Source organism: Rhizobium mayense (assembly GCF_030272705.1).
GTDB classification, from domain to species: Bacteria; Pseudomonadota; Alphaproteobacteria; order Rhizobiales; family Rhizobiaceae; genus Rhizobium; species Rhizobium mayense.
The window spans coordinates 70,468-89,298 of the sequence record NZ_JARFYM010000011.1 but is presented as its reverse complement, the minus strand read 5'-3'; the positions used below and the strand labels follow the sequence as shown (position 1 = coordinate 89,298).

17 protein-coding genes are annotated in these 18,831 nt (G+C 59.6%); 15 read left to right on the top strand and 2 right to left on the bottom strand.

Going from position 1 to position 18,831, the window contains the following annotated elements; genetic code table 11:
* The first annotated feature begins 27 nt into the window (after nt 1–27).
* From PY649_RS16000 to PY649_RS15980, 5 genes are all read left to right on the top strand, one after another.
* Nucleotides 28–300, top strand: coding sequence for a hypothetical protein (locus PY649_RS16000; protein WP_285869531.1), 273 nt, complete (start codon nt 28–30; stop codon nt 298–300).
* Between the two features lie 288 nt (nt 301–588).
* Nucleotides 589–2,019, top strand: a complete 1,431-nt coding sequence (locus tag PY649_RS15995) for a DUF1254 domain-containing protein (protein WP_285869530.1) — start codon at nt 589–591, stop codon at nt 2,017–2,019.
* A gap of 71 nt (nt 2,020–2,090) precedes the next feature.
* Entirely contained in the window at nt 2,091–2,726 is a 636-nt protein-coding gene (locus PY649_RS15990) for a hypothetical protein (RefSeq protein ID WP_285869528.1), read from the top strand.
* A 134-nt stretch (nt 2,727–2,860) separates the two neighbouring features.
* A complete protein-coding gene (locus PY649_RS15985; protein WP_285869527.1) occupies nt 2,861–3,652 on the top strand; it encodes a hypothetical protein in 792 nt (263 codons plus the stop codon).
* 146 nt (nt 3,653–3,798) lie between these two features.
* Entirely contained in the window at nt 3,799–5,115 is a 1,317-nt protein-coding gene (locus tag PY649_RS15980) for an alpha/beta hydrolase (RefSeq protein ID WP_432761365.1), read from the top strand.
* A gap of 230 nt (nt 5,116–5,345) precedes the next feature.
* Here the strand turns inward: PY649_RS15980 and PY649_RS15975 are convergent, their stop codons facing one another.
* Together PY649_RS15975 and PY649_RS15970 are read right to left on the bottom strand one after the other, a co-directional pair.
* On the bottom strand, nt 5,346–7,313 hold the full coding sequence (locus PY649_RS15975) for an AAA family ATPase (protein ID WP_285869525.1): 1,968 nt from the start codon (nt 7,311–7,313) through the stop codon (nt 5,346–5,348).
* Nucleotides 7,310–7,756: a hypothetical protein gene (locus PY649_RS15970; protein WP_285869614.1), complete on the bottom strand. Its 447-nt coding sequence runs from the start codon at nt 7,754–7,756 to the stop codon at nt 7,310–7,312. Before PY649_RS15970 ends, PY649_RS15975 begins: the two co-directional genes overlap by 4 nt.
* A gap of 254 nt (nt 7,757–8,010) precedes the next feature.
* Between PY649_RS15970 and PY649_RS15965 the strand changes: the two genes are divergently transcribed.
* From PY649_RS15965 to PY649_RS15920, 10 genes are all read left to right on the top strand, one after another.
* Nucleotides 8,011–8,805: a polysaccharide deacetylase family protein gene (locus PY649_RS15965; protein WP_285869524.1), complete on the top strand. Its 795-nt coding sequence runs from the start codon at nt 8,011–8,013 to the stop codon at nt 8,803–8,805.
* Between the two features lie 178 nt (nt 8,806–8,983).
* Entirely contained in the window at nt 8,984–9,397 is a 414-nt protein-coding gene (locus PY649_RS15960; RefSeq protein ID WP_285869523.1) for a DoxX family protein, read from the top strand.
* 178 nt (nt 9,398–9,575) lie between these two features.
* Nucleotides 9,576–10,103: an arsenate reductase ArsC gene (locus PY649_RS15955; RefSeq protein WP_285869522.1), complete on the top strand. Its 528-nt coding sequence runs from the start codon at nt 9,576–9,578 to the stop codon at nt 10,101–10,103.
* 341 nt (nt 10,104–10,444) lie between these two features.
* Complete coding sequence (locus PY649_RS15950) at nt 10,445–11,020, top strand: GbsR/MarR family transcriptional regulator (RefSeq protein ID WP_285869520.1); 576 nt, start codon at nt 10,445–10,447, stop codon at nt 11,018–11,020.
* 3 nt (nt 11,021–11,023) lie between these two features.
* Nucleotides 11,024–12,769 carry a thiol reductant ABC exporter subunit CydD gene (gene cydD, locus PY649_RS15945; protein ID WP_285869519.1) on the top strand — a complete coding sequence of 582 codons (1,746 nt, stop codon included), beginning with the start codon at nt 11,024–11,026 and terminating at the stop codon, nt 12,767–12,769.
* Complete coding sequence (gene cydC / locus PY649_RS15940; protein WP_285869517.1) at nt 12,766–14,457, top strand: thiol reductant ABC exporter subunit CydC; 1,692 nt, start codon at nt 12,766–12,768, stop codon at nt 14,455–14,457. Before cydD ends, cydC begins: the two co-directional genes overlap by 4 nt.
* Nucleotides 14,458–14,538: 81 nt before the next feature.
* Entirely contained in the window at nt 14,539–16,140 is a 1,602-nt protein-coding gene (locus PY649_RS15935; protein ID WP_285869515.1) for a cytochrome ubiquinol oxidase subunit I, read from the top strand.
* Nucleotides 16,141–16,145: 5 nt separating this feature from the next.
* The gene (gene cydB, locus PY649_RS15930) at nt 16,146–17,300 is read left to right on the top strand and encodes a cytochrome d ubiquinol oxidase subunit II (RefSeq protein ID WP_285869514.1); all 1,155 of its coding nucleotides are present in this window, start codon (nt 16,146–16,148) and stop codon (nt 17,298–17,300) included.
* Nucleotides 17,301–17,321: 21 nt separating this feature from the next.
* On the top strand, nt 17,322–17,447 hold the full coding sequence (cydX, locus tag PY649_RS15925; protein ID WP_285869512.1) for a cytochrome bd-I oxidase subunit CydX: 126 nt from the start codon (nt 17,322–17,324) through the stop codon (nt 17,445–17,447).
* 199 nt (nt 17,448–17,646) lie between these two features.
* Entirely contained in the window at nt 17,647–18,831 is a 1,185-nt protein-coding gene (locus tag PY649_RS15920; RefSeq protein WP_285869511.1) for an acetate/propionate family kinase, read from the top strand.

Genomic DNA, 18,831 nt, shown 5'->3' with positions numbered 1-18,831 from the left:
TATACTAATTAAGAGGTGGGTGGAGATATGAAGACTCAAACGGAAAGCAGGCAAGCAATTCTGTCGTCGGTACTTCGCCGGTTTTCCGAGCATGAATTCACCATCCATCGAACGCTCGAAACAGATCAGACCTTCGTCGATCTGTGCGAGGAACTCGCGGTCGCCGAAGCCGCTCTCGCCAACGTCGATCAGTTCCCTCCGACGGTCCGTTCGGAAAGGCGGGCCGAGTGGCAGGACATCGTCGAACGACTACTCAAGGAAATAGAGGTTGCACTGCAGGAGAAGCGTCGACCGGGCTGATGCATGGGTCCGGACTCTCGCAAAACGACCTGCGGGTGAGCTGGTGGCGCTGTCATCAGGCCGCCCTTAGTCGTCCCCAGTTGCAGTCGACACCGATCAAAAGAGAACCCGATTGATGCATCCCGGTGACATCAGAATGATATTGCATTGGTACGAACTTTCGACGGATCGGGCCGGAAATCAGGCGAGGTTACCCCACGTCGAACAGTAAAGTACTGTAAGATACCTCCACAACTCGTGGTTCGATCAGCATCCTGCAACTCCTAGACCGCAGCAGGAGCTCACAAGATGAAGATCACCCGTCGTAACCTGACTTTCGCCGGCCTCAGCTTCCTTGCCGGAACGGCAATCTCGCCCGCTCGCGCCCAACTCGGCGAAGGGGGACTGCATATCGGGGAAGGCCTCGAAGACTTCTGGATTGCAACCGACGCATACATCTACGGCTATCCGCTGGTGACAATGGAGATGACCCGCCGGGTTGTTACCAATGTTCCCGAGGTAAAGGGCACCCGCGGCCCGATGGGCCATATCATCAAACTGCGCGAATACCCGAACGCCTCCTTCAGGGACGTCACGGCACCCAATGCCGACACGCTTTACACAACCTCCTTCTTCGACGTCGGCAAGGAGCCATATGTGCTGAGCGTGCCGGACATGAAGGGGCGGTACTTCCTGTTGCCGATGCTCGACGGATGGACGAACGTGTTCCAGGTGCCGGGCAAGCGGACGACGGGCACAGGACCGCAGACCTACGCCATCACAGCTCCCGGTTGGACCGGAACTCTGCCGGAGGGCGTGACGAAATACGAGTCTCCGACCGACATGGTCTGGCTGCTGGGCCGCATCTACTGCACCGGCACCAAGGAAGACTACGCCGAGGTGCACAAGCTGCAGGACGAATTCAAGCTGGTCCCGCTGAGCGCCTATGGCAAGGACTACACGCCTCCACCCGGAAAGGTCGACCCTTCGATCGACATGAAAACGGCGGTGCGCGACCAGGTCAACCGGCTGAGTGCGGTCGAATACTTCACTCTTCTCGCAGAACTTATGAAAACGAACCCGCCGTCGGACGCGGATGCTCCCGCGCTCGAACGTTTTGAACAGATTGGGCTGGTCGCAGGCAAGGACTTCGATGCCAGCAAGTTGAAGGCCGACTTCCGTGACCGGATCCCGACGGTCGGGTTCGATCGCATCATGCTGCAGTTCAAGATCAACGACCAGGTCAAGAACATCGACGGCTGGGCGTTCACGACGAAGACCGGCCTCTACGGCACCGACTATCTCATGCGGGCGCTCGTCACGGCGATCGGTCTCGGCGCCAACCGGCCCCAGGACGCCGTCTATCCGACATCCCAAAGGGACGCCGATCATCGTGCGTACGAGGGCAAGAAGAACTACGTCCTCCACTTCGAGAAGGGTAAGACGCCGCCGGTCTCCGGCTTCTGGTCGGTCACCATGTACGACGAGAACTACTTCTTCGTCGCCAATCCCATCAATCGCTACTCGATCAGTCCCCGCCAGGACCTGAAGTACAACGCCGACGGCTCGTTGGACCTTTTCCTGCAGCACGACTCGCCCGGAGCCGGCAAGGAATCGAACTGGCTGCCTGCGCCGGAGGGCAAGTTCTACCTAATGATGAGGTTGTATTGGCCTAACGAGAACGACCCGTCGATCCTCGACGGTACCTGGACTATCCCGGCTGTGAAAGAGGTCGGCTAGCCTGCTCGACCCATCGTCCCCATCGGACGATGGGTCTCGTCAGTCCTATCCATTTCGAAGGAGGAATTCTCATGACCTTCAGAAACATCGTATTTGCGGCGATGACTCTTGCGGGACTCGCCCTTTCCACCGGAGCCGCCCTGGCAGAGGACGCAATCTCCGCTCCCGCCACGAAGTCCATTGGCAGCGCGAAGCCTAAGATCGAACCGGCTCTGATCGTGATCAACTCCAGGGGCGCGCGCCTTGCCGACGGGAAGCTTGTCTTTACCGGTGTCTCGCCGAACTCCATCATGTTCGCCGACCGTCCGGTTCGCGCCGCGGGCCATGCGCTGACGTCCCAATTGATAGAAGAGTGGACCAAGGGCTCGGACAGCTTCGCGAATGACCCGCCGAACGCAACCGTGTCGGTTCTGGGCAAAGCCGGCGGATCCGTCGAAGATGTCGTCGTCACCTTGAAGTCGCCGACGCTTGAGGGCGACACGCTGACTTTCGCCGTCGACGTTCTCGAAGGGAACATTACCAGCGCGGATGGCCCGGCTTCGGCGTTCATAGACATCATCGGGATGCCGTTCACGCCGCTGTCCTTCGCGGGGGCGGCGCGCAGAGCCGCGTACCGGGGCGCCTGGTATGCCGGAGCAGCCGCGGGAGCGGCAGCTGCCTACGGCCGGCCGGTATGTGGCTACTATCCATATCCGCCGTGCTACTAGGGCGATTTCAGAAAAGCCGCGCAGGGGCTTTCCGTCCGAAAATTGTGTAAGAACAAATAGATAGAGCGGTTCTGACATTCCGTGAAAAGCTGAACCGCTCTCGGAGCCTGGAAGGACCGCCTGGAAGGATTGCAATGAGATCTAGACTTACTTGGATAATTTCTTTCGGTGCGGCGCTGTTGCTGAACAGCGCCGCATTTGCCGCCGACCTCGCCCAGACGGTTTCCGCCGCGCCTGCGCAGATCAAGACCGAGAGCGGCTGGACCTTTACCTTCGCCCCCTACTTCTGGGCGGCGGGAATATCGGGTGACGTCGGGCAATTCGGCCTGCCGCCTGTTCATGTCGACGCCTCGTTCGGCGACATATGGGACCACCTCGACTTCGGCGCCATGGCTATCGGAGAGGCCCGTTACGACCGATACAGCGTGTTCGGCGATCTCCTGTACACGAAGATATCCGGTAGCAAAGGGACCCCGTTCGGCGTTTTCGCCGACAAGGCGAACCTCGATTCGCAAGTCTTCAGCGGGTTGCTGGGGGTTGGATATTCCGTATTGGAAGATTCAGCCGGCAATCTCGACGTGGTTGGAGGCGCTCGTATCTGGTCTGTCGATACCAAGATCTCGTTGAGTGGTGGATTTCTCGACGGCAGATCAAGGAGCGATGGAGACACCTGGGTAGACGCCGTTGGCGGGCTCAAGGGATCCTATTCCCTGACACCGAACGTCTTTCTAGCGGGATGGGGTCTGGTCGGGGGCGGTGGCGCCGACATCGACTGGGACGTTGCCGCGACGGTCGGCTACAAATTCAATCAGACCATCTCGGCTGTGGCCGGATACCGGGCTATCGGCGTCGACTTCAAAAACGATGGCTTCGAGTTCGACGTCGTCGAACAGGGGCCGATCCTCGGGCTGGTCATGCATTTCTAGTTTGATGCGACAGTCGCCGTATCAACCGCTGGGGACGGACACGACCCCAGCGCATTCGAGTGACGCACCGACGACCGCCGGCCCCTGAAGAAGTGGGGACGGCAATATGTGCCGACTGTAAATTGCAACGACACTAGGTGATTAGATTGATGCGGCATCTCTCCCGAAACACCAAACGTGGTGGGCGTTCGTGGTCCCACTTCCCTTGTGTCGTCGCTCTCATGGCCTTGCTCAGCGCCTGTGCGGGCCACCCGACTGGAGTGCTCGCGCCGGTCGCGGCCAGTCCTTCGGCAAGTCAGGTTGAGATGCTTGTCGCGACGACCCGCAGTCGCGCAAAATCGCCCGGCGAGATGTTCAACGGCGAGCGCTCCCGCACCGCGAACTTCGCGGACATTACAGTTTCGATTCCACCAGCCAAGGCCCATAAGCCGGGAGACGTAGATTGGCCGCGACGGTTGCCACCAAATCCGGCGACGGATTTTGCAACGCTGAAGGCTGATGAAATAGACCGCGGCACCGCTGAAAAGTGGCTGAGCGCCCAGGTGCGCAAGAGCCCGGACGGCAGCGTTCTCGTCTTCATACACGGATTCAACAACCGGTTTGACGACGCGGTCTTCCGTTTCGCGCAGATCGTCCACGACTCTGGTGCGCATAGCGTGCCCGTCCTCGCGACATGGCCGTCACGCGGGAGCCTGCTGGCTTACGGTTACGATCGCGAAAGCACGAACTATACGAGAAACGCAGTAGAAAATTTGTTCCAGTATCTGGCGCGTGATCCCCAGGTGAAGGAAGTATCGATCTTGGCTCACTCGATGGGCAACTGGCTGGCGCTGGAATCCTTGCGCCAGATGGCCATTCGCAACGGCGGGCTGCCGGCAAAGTTCAAGAACGTCATGCTGGCGGCGCCGGATGTCGACGTCGACGTTTTCGGCTCACAGATCGCCGATATGGGCAAACAACGGCCGCGCTTCACACTCTTTGTTTCCCGCGACGACCGCGCGCTTGCCGTCTCCCGCCGCCTCTGGGGCGACGTCGACAGGCTGGGGGCGATCGATCCGGAGAAGTCGCCCTACAAGGAAGAAATGATAGCAAACAATATTACTGTCATCGATCTCACGAAGCTCAAGGAGGGTGACAGTCTCCACCACACCAAATTCGCGGAGTCTCCCGAGATCGTGCAACTGATCGGCAGACGGTTGTCCAACGGACAGATCTTGACCGACAGCAGGGTTGGGATTGGCGACAATATCCTGGTAGCAACGACCGGAGCCGCGCAGACGGTCGGGACCGCCGCAGGGCTGATCGTTTCCGCGCCCGCGGCGATCGTCGATCAGAACACCCGGCAGAACTACGGCAACTATGCCGGCACGCTTGTCGGCTCTGCCGGCAAGCCGAAATCAGATATCGCTAAAAGCAAGTGTGGAACCACCAGCCAGACAACGGTGGGAAACTGTAATCCGTAGCCGGCAGGGGGATCGCGGGCGCTACATCGTTGCTTCGCATTCCCTTACGTCGGAGTGCGGCAACTTTTAGCGGCACTGCCGAAGATTCTGGCTCAACACATCTTACATCGGGTAGACGTCGTGCTTCAATTTCACGCACCCAACTAAGATGTTGCCCCCACGATGTAGAAGTGGCACATCCCAATCACATCGGTCGCCGTCCCGACCCGGCTGGCACGCGTCTCTTGGTCCTAAACGAGCAGGCCGTTCAACGTTTGAAACAGCTTTTCGGCTCGTCGCAGACTGGATTCAACTTCTTCGCCAGTGCCGTCCAGGATCTCAAGATTTCGGATTAACCATGCCGACGGTGTGAAATGATCGAACATGGGAACCGTCTCGGGGAGAACGCGAAACACTGCTTCGGCTTTCTTGACCAATCTTGCGGTGGCCTGGTCGGCTTCGTCGAGAGATGTCGCTGTGAGCTTGCTCGTTCCAGTTAAGTTATAGCAGCCGTTCAGGATTGAAGCGAACAGCATGGGATCAAACAAGTCTTCGATGTCGGACTCTTCCTTGTCGGTGAAGTCGGAGATCGTGAACACACGACCAGACTGAAGAATTTGGCTGCGTCGCAATTCCTCGATTTTCTTGGTGTCCGGTTTTGTCTGATCAGCAAGAACCGCAATATCTAGCTTATTGCCACCGAACAACGATACGAAAGCCTTGACGTTGCCAATTCCGCCAGTTGGACAAAGCGTCCATCTTGGATCGAGTCCGCTCCGCTTCCGCGCCTTCAAAGCATCTGACAACGCCTGAAGATACAATATGTCTGAAGCGCCCTCGACCAATAATGTGTGTTTGCCGACGAACAAGGATTGCGTGATCTCGTATCCCAGCGCGCCCTGTAATGGAAACAACGTATCGGGATCCTTCGACAGAACGTCGCTGCGAACCTTTGTTCCCTTGGATGTACGGCGTGGACCTGAGGTATCGACCACATCCTCAACCACTCGCGCGGATAGCAGTTTGTCCGGCGCGACCATAAACGGCGAATGGGTCGAGTAGATGATCTGATGGTACGGCGCGAGCTTTTCATCGAAATAGCGCAGCAGGTCGCCTTGCGCCTTTCCATGCAATGTCAGTCCCGGCTCGTCGAGCAGCAAGACGACTGGCCGACCGCTTGCCTTCACTTGCGCAAACTTGACCAGGAAAGAGAAGAACCACACAAACCCGGCGCTTCTTTCGGAGAATGGTGTATCGACGCGATGTAGATGATTATATATGCGGGCACGACCTACCGTCCCGGCATTGTACGGCGGTCTGTCTCCCGTCTTGCCCGGACTGACATCGACGCGGACTTCCAGATCCGGGTTTTGCGTCCAGTACTCCAGGATTTGATCCGTTATGTTGTTCGAAGCTCCCTGGAGTTTCGCGTTGAAGGTTTCATACGTCGTTACCTTCAGGATGTCTTCCAGCGGGACACCAGCGTATTCCATGAATTCCAAAAAGAGGCGTGCACCGCTGTATTCGTCCTGCTGAAGCTGGTTGCTTGCCTTGAGCTGCTGCAACAGTTCGAACTGGACAGCCCCTTCCATCCGGTCGTAGTTCGAGAAATACATGAACGTCGGAAAGTGCGGCTCCAAGCAGCTACGCACTGCACCCAGAAAGGTACTCTGCTGCTTCAACCACACAACCAGCTTAGTTTGCGGTTCCGTGAGCTCGGGTATTGCCTCTATCTTCTTGGCAAGCTCTGCAGGAGAAGTGGCAATCTTCAGCGCGGAAAGTTGAGCATCATCGAATCCCTTCGACGCGAGAAGATTGTCGATTACGCGCTTCTGATCGACGTCCAGCGTCCAGATCGTGCCTGCGGAATTATAAGTTCGACGAACAGTAATCGTTTGAGACGTCATGATGCCGTCACCAAGCACAGCGGCCACAGCATTTATATCGTCCGCATCCAGTGCCCATTCGGTTTCAACCGCTACCGCATCGCGCCCGTTGTGGCGCGTCTCGTAAGCAGTGAGATGTCGACGAGGATAGTCGCGCTCCTTATCGAATACCACAGGGGTGCTGGGGTGTGGATTGAGTGCAGCAAGTGCCAGCAACAAGGCGCTTTTGCCAGCCTCATTTTTCCCCACAAGACAGGTGACCTGTTCAATCCCGAATGGCTCGGAATCTTCCACCGAACGAAAGTTGGTTACGTGCGCTTTAATTAACTTCATTTGCAATCACACCTGGTTTTCGCAACAATATCCGGAAGAAAAATCAATTTTCTCGCTATGGTGGCAGTATTTGCTGCTGTAGGGAAGAAAAATACGACGTTGTGCTGTGCCGCCAACAACTTTTGCGCACGCACCGCTCCATCTCCACCGCAGTACGAGCAGCCTTCTATCCATCCCCACCCCCTAAACATCCATGAAAAAACTGTAACTTGCCCCTCCGCCCTTTGAGGATGACACTTCTGTCGCGCCGGATAACGGAGATGATAGACATGACGAACTTGGAAATGCTTGTCAGACGCCGGATCGAGGAAGAACGCGCCAAGGGGACTTCCCCGGAGCGGATAACGCAGCTCATTCAAGAACTTTTCAACAGCATGGAAGCCGTCCGAACGAACACTCCCCATAGAGTTCCTGGCGACCGGAATCCCAACTGACTTGCGCATCCATCACCTTCGCCGGCTCGAACCTTGATATCTTCGCGCCGGCGCCTCCCCTCGGAGATTGTGATCCACATTCTGCGACCGACGGAAAATCATCGTTGCCTATACCCACCATGTGATGCTGCGGAGGAAAAGGCCGATCGCGCCTTGAAAGCATGCGCCGGTTCGCCGACCCGATGAGGAGACTATTAAGCAGTCTTAATGGAACAGCCGCTATAGACATGCGATAACGAGCCGGGAAACGAGGGGCGCTATCCATGTCAATTGGCAAATACCTTCGCACGACACTGGCGGCGCTCGCCTTGCTTTGCAGCGCCTTGCCGGCCGATGCGGCTGGGCGGGTTATCTATCTCACCTTCGATGACGGGCCATTGTCGGGGACGGCGAATGTTCTGGATGTGCTTGCCGAAGAACAGGTGCCGGCGGCGATGTTCATGGTCGGGCTTCATGTCGAATCCAGCGGCGAGCAAAGGGCGCTGTTGATGCGCGCCAAGGCCCTGCCTTTGATCACGGTTGGAAACCACAGCTACAGCCACGCGAACAATCACTATAGGGACTATTACTCCAACACCGACGCCGTCGTTGCGGACATGCTCAAGGCCAATGCCGTGCTTGGCCTGACGCCCTGGGTCTATGCCCGCCTGCCCGGACGCGACGTCTTTCGCCTGATCAACTATTCCAAGGACGATCTGTCGATGGACCCTGCCCGCTACGAGCGCGAAGTGGTCGATTACGACTATGTGGCTGCGATGAAGTTCCTGATCTACGGATGGGACTTCGAATGGGCGCATTCGGGAGACGGCAAGCCGGTACAATCCGTCGATCTCCTGCTCGGCGAAATCGATCATCTCTTCGCCTATGGCCGGTTCATGAAACGCAATGAGATGATCCTCTTGATGCATGATGAGATGTTTCAGGATCGTTTCGACGGCAAGGAAAAGCTCAAGGCCCTCATTCAGCAATTAAAGCAACGGGGCTATGTGTTTGGCGACATAAAGCAATATGACCCGAACCCATATACCGGAATTTCCGCTCGCTCATCGGCGAAGTAATTTTGGTGCGGAAACGCGAACCGGACCTCATGAGAGTTCGGATCGCGCGATCCGACCTCCAACGCAAAAACATTTTTTCCCCGTCATGTCGGGAACGTGGCCTATCCTTCGTCCTTGGGTCAGAACGGCGATGCGGAATCGCGGATCGCCGAATAGTCAAAAAGCGGAGGATATCGACATGAGCAAGACAATCGCAATCTGCCTGGCCCGATTGATCTTCGGCGCCGTCTTCGTGATGGCGGCCGCCTTCAAATTCGCCGACATGCAATCGACCGCCGGCTTTATTGCCTCGGCCGGTTTCCCGATGTCGCTGTTTCTCGCCTGGATCGCTGCCTTCTTCGAAAGCGCGCTGGCGATCTGCCTGCTGACGGGAGCCTTCTTCTCGGAGGCAGCATTGGCAGCCGGCATCTACGTCATCTTCCTTGCCTTCAGCTTCCACGGACCAAACCGCTGGAGCGGGAACCAGGCGGAATTCGGCTTCTTCATCGATCACTTCGTCTTTCTCGCCGGCCTGCTCTTTGCGGCAGTTCACGGTCCTGGAGAAAGATTTGCTGTTCGCGTCGGCATGCTTCAGTCAAATGCCGAGATTTAATCACCGCTAATTCCTTCTAGCGTGACGCATTTGTCCTTTTATCATGTATAGTTGTGACTTTAATGCTTCTGGCAGTCGGCGCGCTTCCTGAAAGGGGATGCGATGCCGGCCATCCGGACGCCTAGCTACTGTGACCGTCACCTTCTTTACAAAAACGATACATGGGGGAGAAAGCGCAATGAGCGATAGTGGCGTCTACAATGTTCTATTCCTCTGCACGGGCAATTCTTCCCGCTCGATCCTGGCAGAGTCGATCTTGAACACCGAGGGCAAGGGCCGTTTCCACGCTTTTTCGGCTGGCAGCTCTCCCAAGGGCACGATAAATCCCTGGGCCACCAAGACACTTGATGCCCTTGGATATCCCTCTTCCGGCTTCGGCTCGAAAAGCTGGGATGTTTTCGCAAAGCCGGGCGCGCCGCAGATGGATTTCATCATCACCGTCTGTGACGATGCGGCAGGTGAGGCCTGCCCGGTATGGCCCGGCCATCCCGCCTCCTCGCATTGGGGCATCGAGGACCCCTCCACTGTCGAAGGCACCGAAGTCGAAAAGGCGCGCGCCTTCGCGCGGGCCGCTCGCTATCTGAAAAATCGGATCATGCTCCTGGTCAACCTTCCAATCGCCTCGATCGACCGGCTAGCGCTGGAAGCGCATCTGCACGAGATCGGGCAGATGGAAGGATCGACATCATCAGCCAAAGCGGGCTGATATTCTCCGGTTCGCCGCGCCAGCCGAATAAGTGATGGCGCGCGCTTGGTGGGAGAGCCCATAGGCGAAGCGCCTCCGGCGCCCCTCTAAATGATCGACCATAGCTTTCATGATGTCGCCGCGTATGTCGACAGGTTGAGTCGTAGCCACGCAAGAGTGGTTGGTGGCGACAGCTTTGATTTCAGTCAAAGCCTGCTCGCTCCATGTCCGGCATAATCACAGCATAGGCGAGAGTTTGCTCACACAGATTGACGCATGGGCAACATATCGATTGCAAACAGGACAGAAAGACTTACAGTTTTTTCAGAAATTTCTGAAATCACTGACAACAGGATGCAGCCATGAATCTTCCGCCTCTCGTACAGTCCTTTGTGCTTCACTTCGGGGAGATGGGTTCGCGCTGGGGCATCAACCGCACCGTCGGACAGATCTACGCCCTTCTTTTCGTCTCCCCGGCGCCGCTCTGCGCTGACGAAATCGTCGAAGCGCTCGGCATTTCCCGTTCGAATGTCTCCATGAGCCTGCGCGAACTACAGACCTGGAATCTCGTGCTGCTCAGGCACAAGCCGGACGACCGCCGCGATTTCTTTACGACGCCGGACGATGTCTGGCAGATCCTGCGCACGCTCGCCGAAGAGCGCAAGAAGCGCGAGGTCGATCCGACGCTCTCGATGCTGCGTGAAACCCTGATGCAGCAGCCGGCGAGCGATGCCGAACGTTATGCCCAGGGGCGTATGAACGAAATGTACGGCCTGATCGAGCGGCTGACCAATTGGTACGACGACGTCAGGCAGCTGGAGACCGAGCGGCTTGCGACCCTGCTGCTGCTCGGCTCGAAGGTGACGAAGCTGCTGGAGACCAAGGACCGCGTCGTCTCGCTCGGCCGCCGGCGTTCCAAGACGGCGAAAGAGGATTGAATAATGACGGCTGCCTTCTTCGATCCTGACATCAGTCAGGAAGAAACACGCACGGCGGGCGACGCCGCCCCAAGCGCGAAGCGAAATCCTGCAACAGCGAAACGAAAGCCGGCAGGGCTTAGGCTTGCCGCGAGCCTGCAGACTATTGCGGCGCTGATCTGGATTCCGCAAGCAGCTCTCCTCGCCTTCAGCGTCGGTGTCATAAGCGATGGCGGCAGCACGACGGAGGTGGCACTTGCAGCACTTGCGATATTGGCGCTCGGCGTCGTGCGTGCTGCCGTCGATGCCGCCGGAACACGCATTGCTTTTCGCGCGGCGAGAGGCGAGCTCACATCACGACGCAATCGCGCAGTCGCGGCACTTGCAGCCCGATCGCCCCTCGATACCGGCAGGCCGGCCTCGGGCTTGGCGGCGAGCGTCGTCGGCGAACAGGCCGAGGCGGTGGTGCCTTATCTCGCCCGCTTTCAGCCGATACGCATGAAGGCGAGCACGGTGCCGCTCGTCTTCTTCGCTTGCATCCTTCCGATTTCCTGGGTTGCGGCGCTTATACTGCTGATCGCGGCGCCGCTCATTCCAATTTTCATGGCCCTGATCGGCTGGCGCGCCAAAGCCGCCAGCGAAAAGCAGCTGGCCGAAACCGGCGGCCTCAACGCCTTTCTGCTCGATCGCCTGCGCGGCCTCGCCACGATCCGGGCGCTTGACGCCGTCGATATAACGGCTGGACGATTGCGCGCCGATGCGGAGTCGTTGCGAAACCGCACGATGGCGGTGCTGAAAATCGCCTTTCTATCCTCCGCTGTTCTCGAGCTTTTCGCCGCCCTCGGCGTTGCCGCGACCTCTGTCTATATCGGCTTCAGCCTGCTGGGTTCGATAGACATCGGCACATGGAATGGTCGGCTCACTCTTACGCAGGGCCTTTTCATCCTTCTGCTCGCACCGGCCTTTTTCGAGCCCCTGCGCGAACTCTCAGCCGTATGGCACGATCGCGCCAACGGCGAAGCGGCGCTTGCAGCACTCGACGCCCTATCGTCGCAAGGACCTGCGATCCTCGATACCGCCGACCAAGACGGCGTAAAGGGCGTGCCCGCGGCTCCATCCGTGCAGATCGACGGACTGGTCTTCCGTCACGCACCGGATCTTCCGGCAATAATCAACAACCTCTATCTCAACATTGCAGCCGGAGACCATGTCGCGCTCTGGGGCGCCAGCGGCTCCGGCAAAACCACCATCCTCTCCCTGATTGCGGGGCTTGCGCAGCTGGAAGCCGGCACGATCAAGATCGGCGGCGTCGCGCTGACCGAGAACAGCGCTGCCGCCCTTCGCTCCCGCATGGCCTGGGTTGGACAGAGGCCACATATTTTCTCTGGCAGCCTGAAGAGAAATGTCAGCCTGGGGCGCGCCGGTATCGACAATGGCGCCATTGAGGATGCCCTTCGCGCCGTGCGCCTGGACGGCGTGGTCGCTGCGAACGAGATAGCCGCGGTCGGCGAAGGCGGCCTCGGCCTCTCCGGCGGCGAGGCGCTGCGGCTGGCGCTGGCTCGCGTGGCCGCCAATCACGACGCCGACATCATCCTCGCCGACGAGCCGACCGCCCACCTCGACGCCGCAACAGCAGCCGATGTGACCGAGGCTTTGCTGGCGCTGGCAGAGGGCCGGACGCTGATCGTCGCCACCCATGATCCGCTGCTTGCGGCACGCCTCGACCGCACCATCCATCTCGAAACCCAACGCAAGGGGATTGCCGCATGAAACGGAGCCTCTCAACGCTTCTGCCGGTCGTCCGCCTGTTTCATGCCGAGCGTGGACGCGGTCTTTGCCTCGGCGCCGCGCTATCGGCTTTGGCCGTGCTGGCGGGCGCCGGATTACTGGGCCTTTCCGGCTGGTTCATCACCGCGACCGCGCTTGCCGGCGTCTCGGCCACGAGTGCCATCGTCTTCGACGTCTTCGCGCCATCGGCCGGCATCCGCCTGCTCGCCATCGGCCGTACGGCAGCGCGCTATGGCGAGCGACTGGTGACCCATGACGTGACCTTGCGCGTTCTCGCGGCCTTGCGCGAGAGGCTCTTTCGCGGCTGGGCAGCATCCGGCAGCGCCGCCGATATGATGCGCCGCCCGGCCAAGCTGCTGTTCCGGCTGACGGCCGATATCGATGCGCTGGATTCGCTTTACCTGCGCGTATTGCTACCGGCGGGCGTCGCCCTGCTGTCAGCTCTCGCTATCGGCGTTGCGCTGGGCCTGATGCAGCCGATCTTCGGTATTTTGGTCGGCCTTTGGCTCGTTACCATCGGCCTCGGTATTCCTTTGATCGCCGGCCGGATGGCAATGAAGCCGGGACGCCGCCGCGCCCATGCGATGGAAGCGCTGCGGGCGCGCGTCATCGACCTGGTCGCCGGCCAGACAGATCTTGCCATGGCCGGCCGCCTGCGGGCGCAACGCGTCGCGATCGACGATACCGACCGGCGGCTCGCCGAAGCGGATCATGAATTGAACAGGATCGAAAATATCGTCAATACCAGCTTTTCGCTCGCCTCGACGCTTCTGCTGACAGCCACGCTCCTGACCGTGGCCGCGCTGGCAAAACACGGCGCCATCGGTGCGCCAGCCGCCGCTTTCGGTTTGCTGATAGCCTTCGCTGCGACAGAACCGTTTGCGGCGCTGCGTCGCGGGGCGTTGGAGCTCGGCCGCACGCTGCTCGCCGCCAGACGTATCGCCCCGCGCCTGGCGACGGAAGATGTAGCCTCTGAAATCATGCAGCCACCCGAAGCCTATGCATTCCAGTTGCAGGCAGTCAGCGCGACCTACGAGAAAGCGTGGCATCCGGCGATCAAAAGCCTTTCCCTGTCGCTGGCTGCCGGCGAGCGACTTGCCCTTGTCGGCGCAAGCGGCGCCGGAAAATCGACCCTGCTAGCGCTGCTTGCCGGCGAAATTGCCCCGGCGTCCGGAACGATCACCCGCCTCAGGGCAACGACGTTGACACAGCGCACTGAGCTTTTCGACGATACGATCCGCGACAATCTGTTGCTCGCCGACCCGCTCGCAAGCGACGAACGGCTTCGTCAGGCGCTGGAGGCCGCAGGCCTTCTCGACGATATCCAGACACTGCCGAAAAAGCTTTCGGCGCGTCTCGGCGAAGGCGGGGCCGGCCTGTCGGGCGGTCAATCGCGCCGGCTCGCGCTGGCCCGTCTATTCCTGCGCGACACGCCGCTCTGGCTGCTCGACGAACCGACTGAAGGGCTCGACGCCGAGACTGCCCGCGCCGTGTTGGGAGAGATTGCCACCAACGCCGCCGGCCGCAGCCTCGTCATCGCCACGCATATCCGCCGTGAAGCCGCGATCGCCGACCGTATCGCCATGCTCGAACATGGCCGCATCACAGCGATGGCGCGACGTGGCGAACAAGAATTCGATGCCATCCTGGACCGGCTGCGACCGGACTGAGGCGGCAAACTGACCGTGAAAAGACGGCGCGTCGAATAGCGCCGTACAGACCAACCCCCGTGGGACCGTGGGAGAATGACTATGGAACTCGACATCGTGGCGCTATCGCGCCTGCAGTTCGCCATGACTGCGCTTTATCACTTCCTGTTCGTGCCGCTGACGCTCGGCCTCTCCGTATTGCTTGCCATCATGGAGACGACCTATGTGATGACTGGACGCCAGATCTGGCGCCAGATGACCAAATTCTGGGGCACGCTGTTCGGCATCAACTTCGTGCTTGGCGTCGCAACGGGCATCGTCATGGAATTCCAGTTCGGCATGAACTGGAGCTATTACAGCTATTACGTCGGCGACATCTTCGGCGCGCCACTGGCGATCGAGGGCCTGATGGCCTTCTTCCTTGAGGCGACCTTCGTCGGCCTGTTCTTCTTCGGCTGGGACAGGCTCTCCAAGGTCGGACACCTCGTCACTACGTGGGCGGTCGCGCTCGGCTCCAACTTCTCCGCGCTCTGGATCCTCATCGCCAATGGCTGGATGCAAAATCCGGTCGGCTCGGCGCTCAATCCGCAGACCATGCGCATGGAGATCACGAGCTTCTTCGATGTTGTCTTCAATCCCGTCGCCCAGGCAAAGTTCGTCCATACCGTGTCGGCCGGTTATGTCTGCGCCTCGATCTTCGTGCTCGGAGTTTCGGCCTGGTACATGATGAAAGGCCGCCACATAGAGATCGCTAAGCGCTCAATGACGGTTGCCGCCTCCTTCGGCCTGGCTTCGGCGCTGTCGGTCGTCGTTCTCGGCGACGAAAGCGGTTATCTCTCGACCGAGCACCAGAAAATGAAGCTCGCGGCGATCGAGGCCATGTGGGAGACCCAGCCGGCACCCGCCGCCTTTACCGCCTTCGGCTTCCCGGACCAGCAGGCACGCGAAACCCATTTTGCCGTGCACATCCCGTGGGTCATGGGCCTGATCGGTACCCGCTCGCTGACCACCGAAATTCCCGGCATCAACCAGCTCGAGGAACAGGCCAAGACCCGCATCCGCGACGGCATCAAGGCCTACGACGCACTATTGAAGATCCGCGCCGCCCAGCCCGCGGCTGCCGGTGCCACAGCGCAGGATACCTCCATAGAGCAGGCGCGCGCTTCCTTCGAAGATATCGGCCATGAACTCGGCTACGCCCTGCTACTGAAGCGCTATGTCGACGATCCGCGCCAGGCGACAGATGCGCAGATCGATCAGGCCGCGCGCGATACCATTCCGAATGTGCCCACCCTCTTCTGGACATTCCGCGTCATGGTCGGTCTCGGTATGTTCTTTATCCTGCTGACGGCGACCTTCTTCTTGTTGTCCGCGCGCCGCCAGCTCGACCGTTACCCCCTGTTGCTCAGGATCGCCGTCTTTGCCATCCCGCTTCCCTGGGTTGCCATCGAGTTCGGCTGGATCGTCGCCGAGTTCGGCCGCCAGCCTTGGATTATCGAGGGCGTGCTGCCGACCGCCGCCGCCGTCTCCAATCTCGGGGCCGGCGCCGTGCTTCTCACTCTCCTCGGTTTCGCCGCGATCTACACCGCGCTGATCGTCATTGAGATGAGCCTGATGATCAGAGCCATTCGCAATGGCCCGGAACCGGACGACGAGCCGGAAGCCGACCTTGTTTCCGAAACCCTCGTTTCTGCTGCGGAGTAACCATCATGATCCTGCATCAACTGATCGACTATGAAACTTTGCGCATCATCTGGTGGGTACTGCTCGGCGTTCTGCTGATCAACTTTGCGGTGACCGACGGCTTCGATCTCGGTATCGGTGCGCTCCTGCCCTTCGTTGCGAAGACCGATACCGAGCGGCGCATCGCCATTAATGCGATTGGCGCGACCTGGGAAGGTAACCAAGTCTGGCTGATCCTAGGCGGCGGCGCCATCTTCGCCGCCTGGCCGCCGCTGTACGCGGTCTCCTTCTCCGGCTTCTATCTGGCGATGTTCGCGGTCCTCTTCGCGCTCATCCTCAGGCCGGTGGCGTTCAAATACCGCTCAAAGCGCGAGAGTGCCCGCTGGAAGGCAGGCTGGGACTGGGCGCTGTTCATCGGCGGTTTCGTTCCTTCCCTGATCTTCGGCGTGGCCGTCGGCAACGTCCTGCAGGGTGTGCCGTTCCGCTTCGCCGACGACATGCGGATCTATTACGAGGGCTCGTTCTTTGAACTGCTCAATCCCTATGCATTGCTCTGCGGTCTGCTCTCCGTCGCCATGCTCGCCATGCATGGCGCGGCATGGCTGCAGTTGAAGACGGACGGCGTCGTCGCCGATCGAGCTCGCCGTTACGGCAGCCTGGCAGCGCTCGCAACTATCGTGCTCTTCGCTCTCGGCGGCCTCGCCCTTTGGTATGGCATCGACGGCTATCACATCACCAGCGAGATCAACACGATCGGTCCGTCCAATCCGCTATTGAAGACCGTCGATCGCGCGCCCGGCGCCTGGTTCACCAATTATGGCAGACATCCCTGGATGATGATTGCTCCGGTCTTCGGTCTCCTCGGCCCGATCGCGGCCCTTCTGTCGATGCTTGCCCGCCGTCAAGTGGCGCCGCTGCTCTTCAGCAAACTCGCCATTTTCGGCATCATCTCGACGGTCGGCGTCTCGATGTTCCCCTTTATCCTGCCCTCCTCGCTTGACCCGCGCTCCAGTCTCACGGTCTGGGACGCATCCTCGAGCCATATGACGCTGTTCATCATGTTGGTCGTGTCGGTCCTCTTCCTGCCGATCATCCTGCTCTATACCGCCTGGGTATACCGGGTGCTCTGGGGCAAGATCGACGCCGGGACGGTCAGCGACAAGAGCCACCACGCCTACTGATCTGACGATAGGAGAAAGAACATGTGGTATTTTGCCTGGCTTCTCGGCTTCCCTCTCGCCGCAGCCTTCGCCGTCCTCAACGCAATGTGGTATGAAATCGTCGAGGACAATAAAAGGGCGAAAGAACTGACGAAGAAGGCTCGCTGAGGCCGGTCTTTCAAATTGCTCCGGGCGCGGCTTTGCCGTCGCGCCTGGCCTGACTGCCCAGTTCCAACGGAACAAACGGCAATCGAATTGCCTTTTGCCGCCGTGTTTTCTCGCAGGCTGACGGTGCCGGTCCTCGCTTTGTGCGAGCCGACGCGTTCACTTCTCGATTGACGGATATTCCTTTGATGAGGCTGGCACTATGCGGAACGGAAACCTGCTGCTGACTTTCAATGCTGGGTCGTCCACGGTCAAAATCGGCCTGTTCGAAATCAAGACGGATCAAGCGCACCGCATCGGCAAGGGACTGATCGATTTCCGTCGCCGCCCCCTCTCCTTCCATTTGACGGAAGGTCCGACATCTTTCGAACGCTCTCTGCAAACGGACACAGGCGAACAGTTGCAAGAAGTCGTGGAGGAAGCTTTTGGCATCCTCGGCGAGCATTTCGACCTCTCCACCTTAAGCGCCATCGGTCATCGTGTGGTCCATGGGGGCGATATGTTCACCGGTCCGGTGCGCCTCGATGACGTCAGTATCCGCGAAATCGAAGGGCTGACTGCGCTTGCGCCGCTGCACCAGCCGCAGGCGCTGCGCCTGATCCGCGCAGTCAAACATCTACGGCCGGCACTCGCGCAGACCGCCTCGTTCGACACGGCTTTCCACGCCACCCAGAGCGATCTCGTTCGTCGCTTCGCTCTCCCTCGCGCGCTGCACGATGAGGGCATCAAGCGCTACGGCTTTCACGGGCTTTCCTATGCTTTCATAGCCACGGAACTGCGGAAGCGCGCCCCCAAGGCGGCCGCCGGCAAGGTCGTTGTCGCCCATCTTGGCAGCGGAGCCAGCCTCTGCGCCCTCGATAACGGTGAAAGCCGTGATTGCAGCATGGGATTTTCGACGTTGGATGGCATCCCCATGGCGACGCGCTGCGGCACGCTCGATCCCGGCGTGCTGCTGCATCTGCTTAGGTCGAAGGGCACGACGCTGAAGGATGCGGAAGACATGCTCTACCACCATTCCGGTCTGATCGGCGTCTCCGGCATCAGCGCCGACACGCGCGATTTGCTTAAGGACGCGCGTGCGGAAGCGCGAGAGGCGATCGACTTGTTTTGCCTGCGCATTGCCGGCGAGATCGGCCGCATGATGGTAACGCTTGGCGGCCTGGACGGCCTCGTCTTCACCGCCGGCATCGGCGAGCACCAGCCGGAAATTCGTGCCGCGATCGGCGACCGCCTGCGGTGGCTCGGCGTAGATATCGACAATGACGCGAACGCAACCAACGCGCCCATCATCAGCACATCATTAAGCTCCGTTGCTGCTTTCGTCATTCCGACGGACGAAGAGCAGATCATTGCCGATGAGGCCCTGTCGATTTTGGCAGGTGAGTGA

What these genes read in the sequence shown, in the direction of transcription:
- PY649_RS16000 (WP_285869531.1), top strand. Translation starts at nt 28, where the DNA reads ATGAAGACTCAAACGGAAAGCAGGCAAGCAATTCTGTCGTCGGTACTT.
- PY649_RS15995 (WP_285869530.1), top strand. Translation starts at nt 589, where the DNA reads ATGAAGATCACCCGTCGTAACCTGACTTTCGCCGGCCTCAGCTTCCTT.
- PY649_RS15990 (WP_285869528.1), top strand. Translation starts at nt 2,091, where the DNA reads ATGACCTTCAGAAACATCGTATTTGCGGCGATGACTCTTGCGGGACTC.
- PY649_RS15985 (WP_285869527.1), top strand. Translation starts at nt 2,861, where the DNA reads ATGAGATCTAGACTTACTTGGATAATTTCTTTCGGTGCGGCGCTGTTG.
- PY649_RS15975 (WP_285869525.1), bottom strand. Translation starts at nt 7,313, where the DNA reads ATGAAGTTAATTAAAGCGCACGTAACCAACTTTCGTTCGGTGGAAGAT.
- PY649_RS15970 (WP_285869614.1), bottom strand. Translation starts at nt 7,756, where the DNA reads ATGCGCAAGTCAGTTGGGATTCCGGTCGCCAGGAACTCTATGGGGAGT.
- PY649_RS15965 (WP_285869524.1), top strand. Translation starts at nt 8,011, where the DNA reads ATGTCAATTGGCAAATACCTTCGCACGACACTGGCGGCGCTCGCCTTG.
- PY649_RS15960 (WP_285869523.1), top strand. Translation starts at nt 8,984, where the DNA reads ATGAGCAAGACAATCGCAATCTGCCTGGCCCGATTGATCTTCGGCGCC.
- PY649_RS15955 (WP_285869522.1), top strand. Translation starts at nt 9,576, where the DNA reads ATGAGCGATAGTGGCGTCTACAATGTTCTATTCCTCTGCACGGGCAAT.
- PY649_RS15950 (WP_285869520.1), top strand. Translation starts at nt 10,445, where the DNA reads ATGAATCTTCCGCCTCTCGTACAGTCCTTTGTGCTTCACTTCGGGGAG.
- cydD (WP_285869519.1), top strand. Translation starts at nt 11,024, where the DNA reads ATGACGGCTGCCTTCTTCGATCCTGACATCAGTCAGGAAGAAACACGC.
- cydC (WP_285869517.1), top strand. Translation starts at nt 12,766, where the DNA reads ATGAAACGGAGCCTCTCAACGCTTCTGCCGGTCGTCCGCCTGTTTCAT.
- PY649_RS15935 (WP_285869515.1), top strand. Translation starts at nt 14,539, where the DNA reads ATGGAACTCGACATCGTGGCGCTATCGCGCCTGCAGTTCGCCATGACT.
- cydB (WP_285869514.1), top strand. Translation starts at nt 16,146, where the DNA reads ATGATCCTGCATCAACTGATCGACTATGAAACTTTGCGCATCATCTGG.
- cydX (WP_285869512.1), top strand. Translation starts at nt 17,322, where the DNA reads ATGTGGTATTTTGCCTGGCTTCTCGGCTTCCCTCTCGCCGCAGCCTTC.
- PY649_RS15920 (WP_285869511.1), top strand. Translation starts at nt 17,647, where the DNA reads ATGCGGAACGGAAACCTGCTGCTGACTTTCAATGCTGGGTCGTCCACG.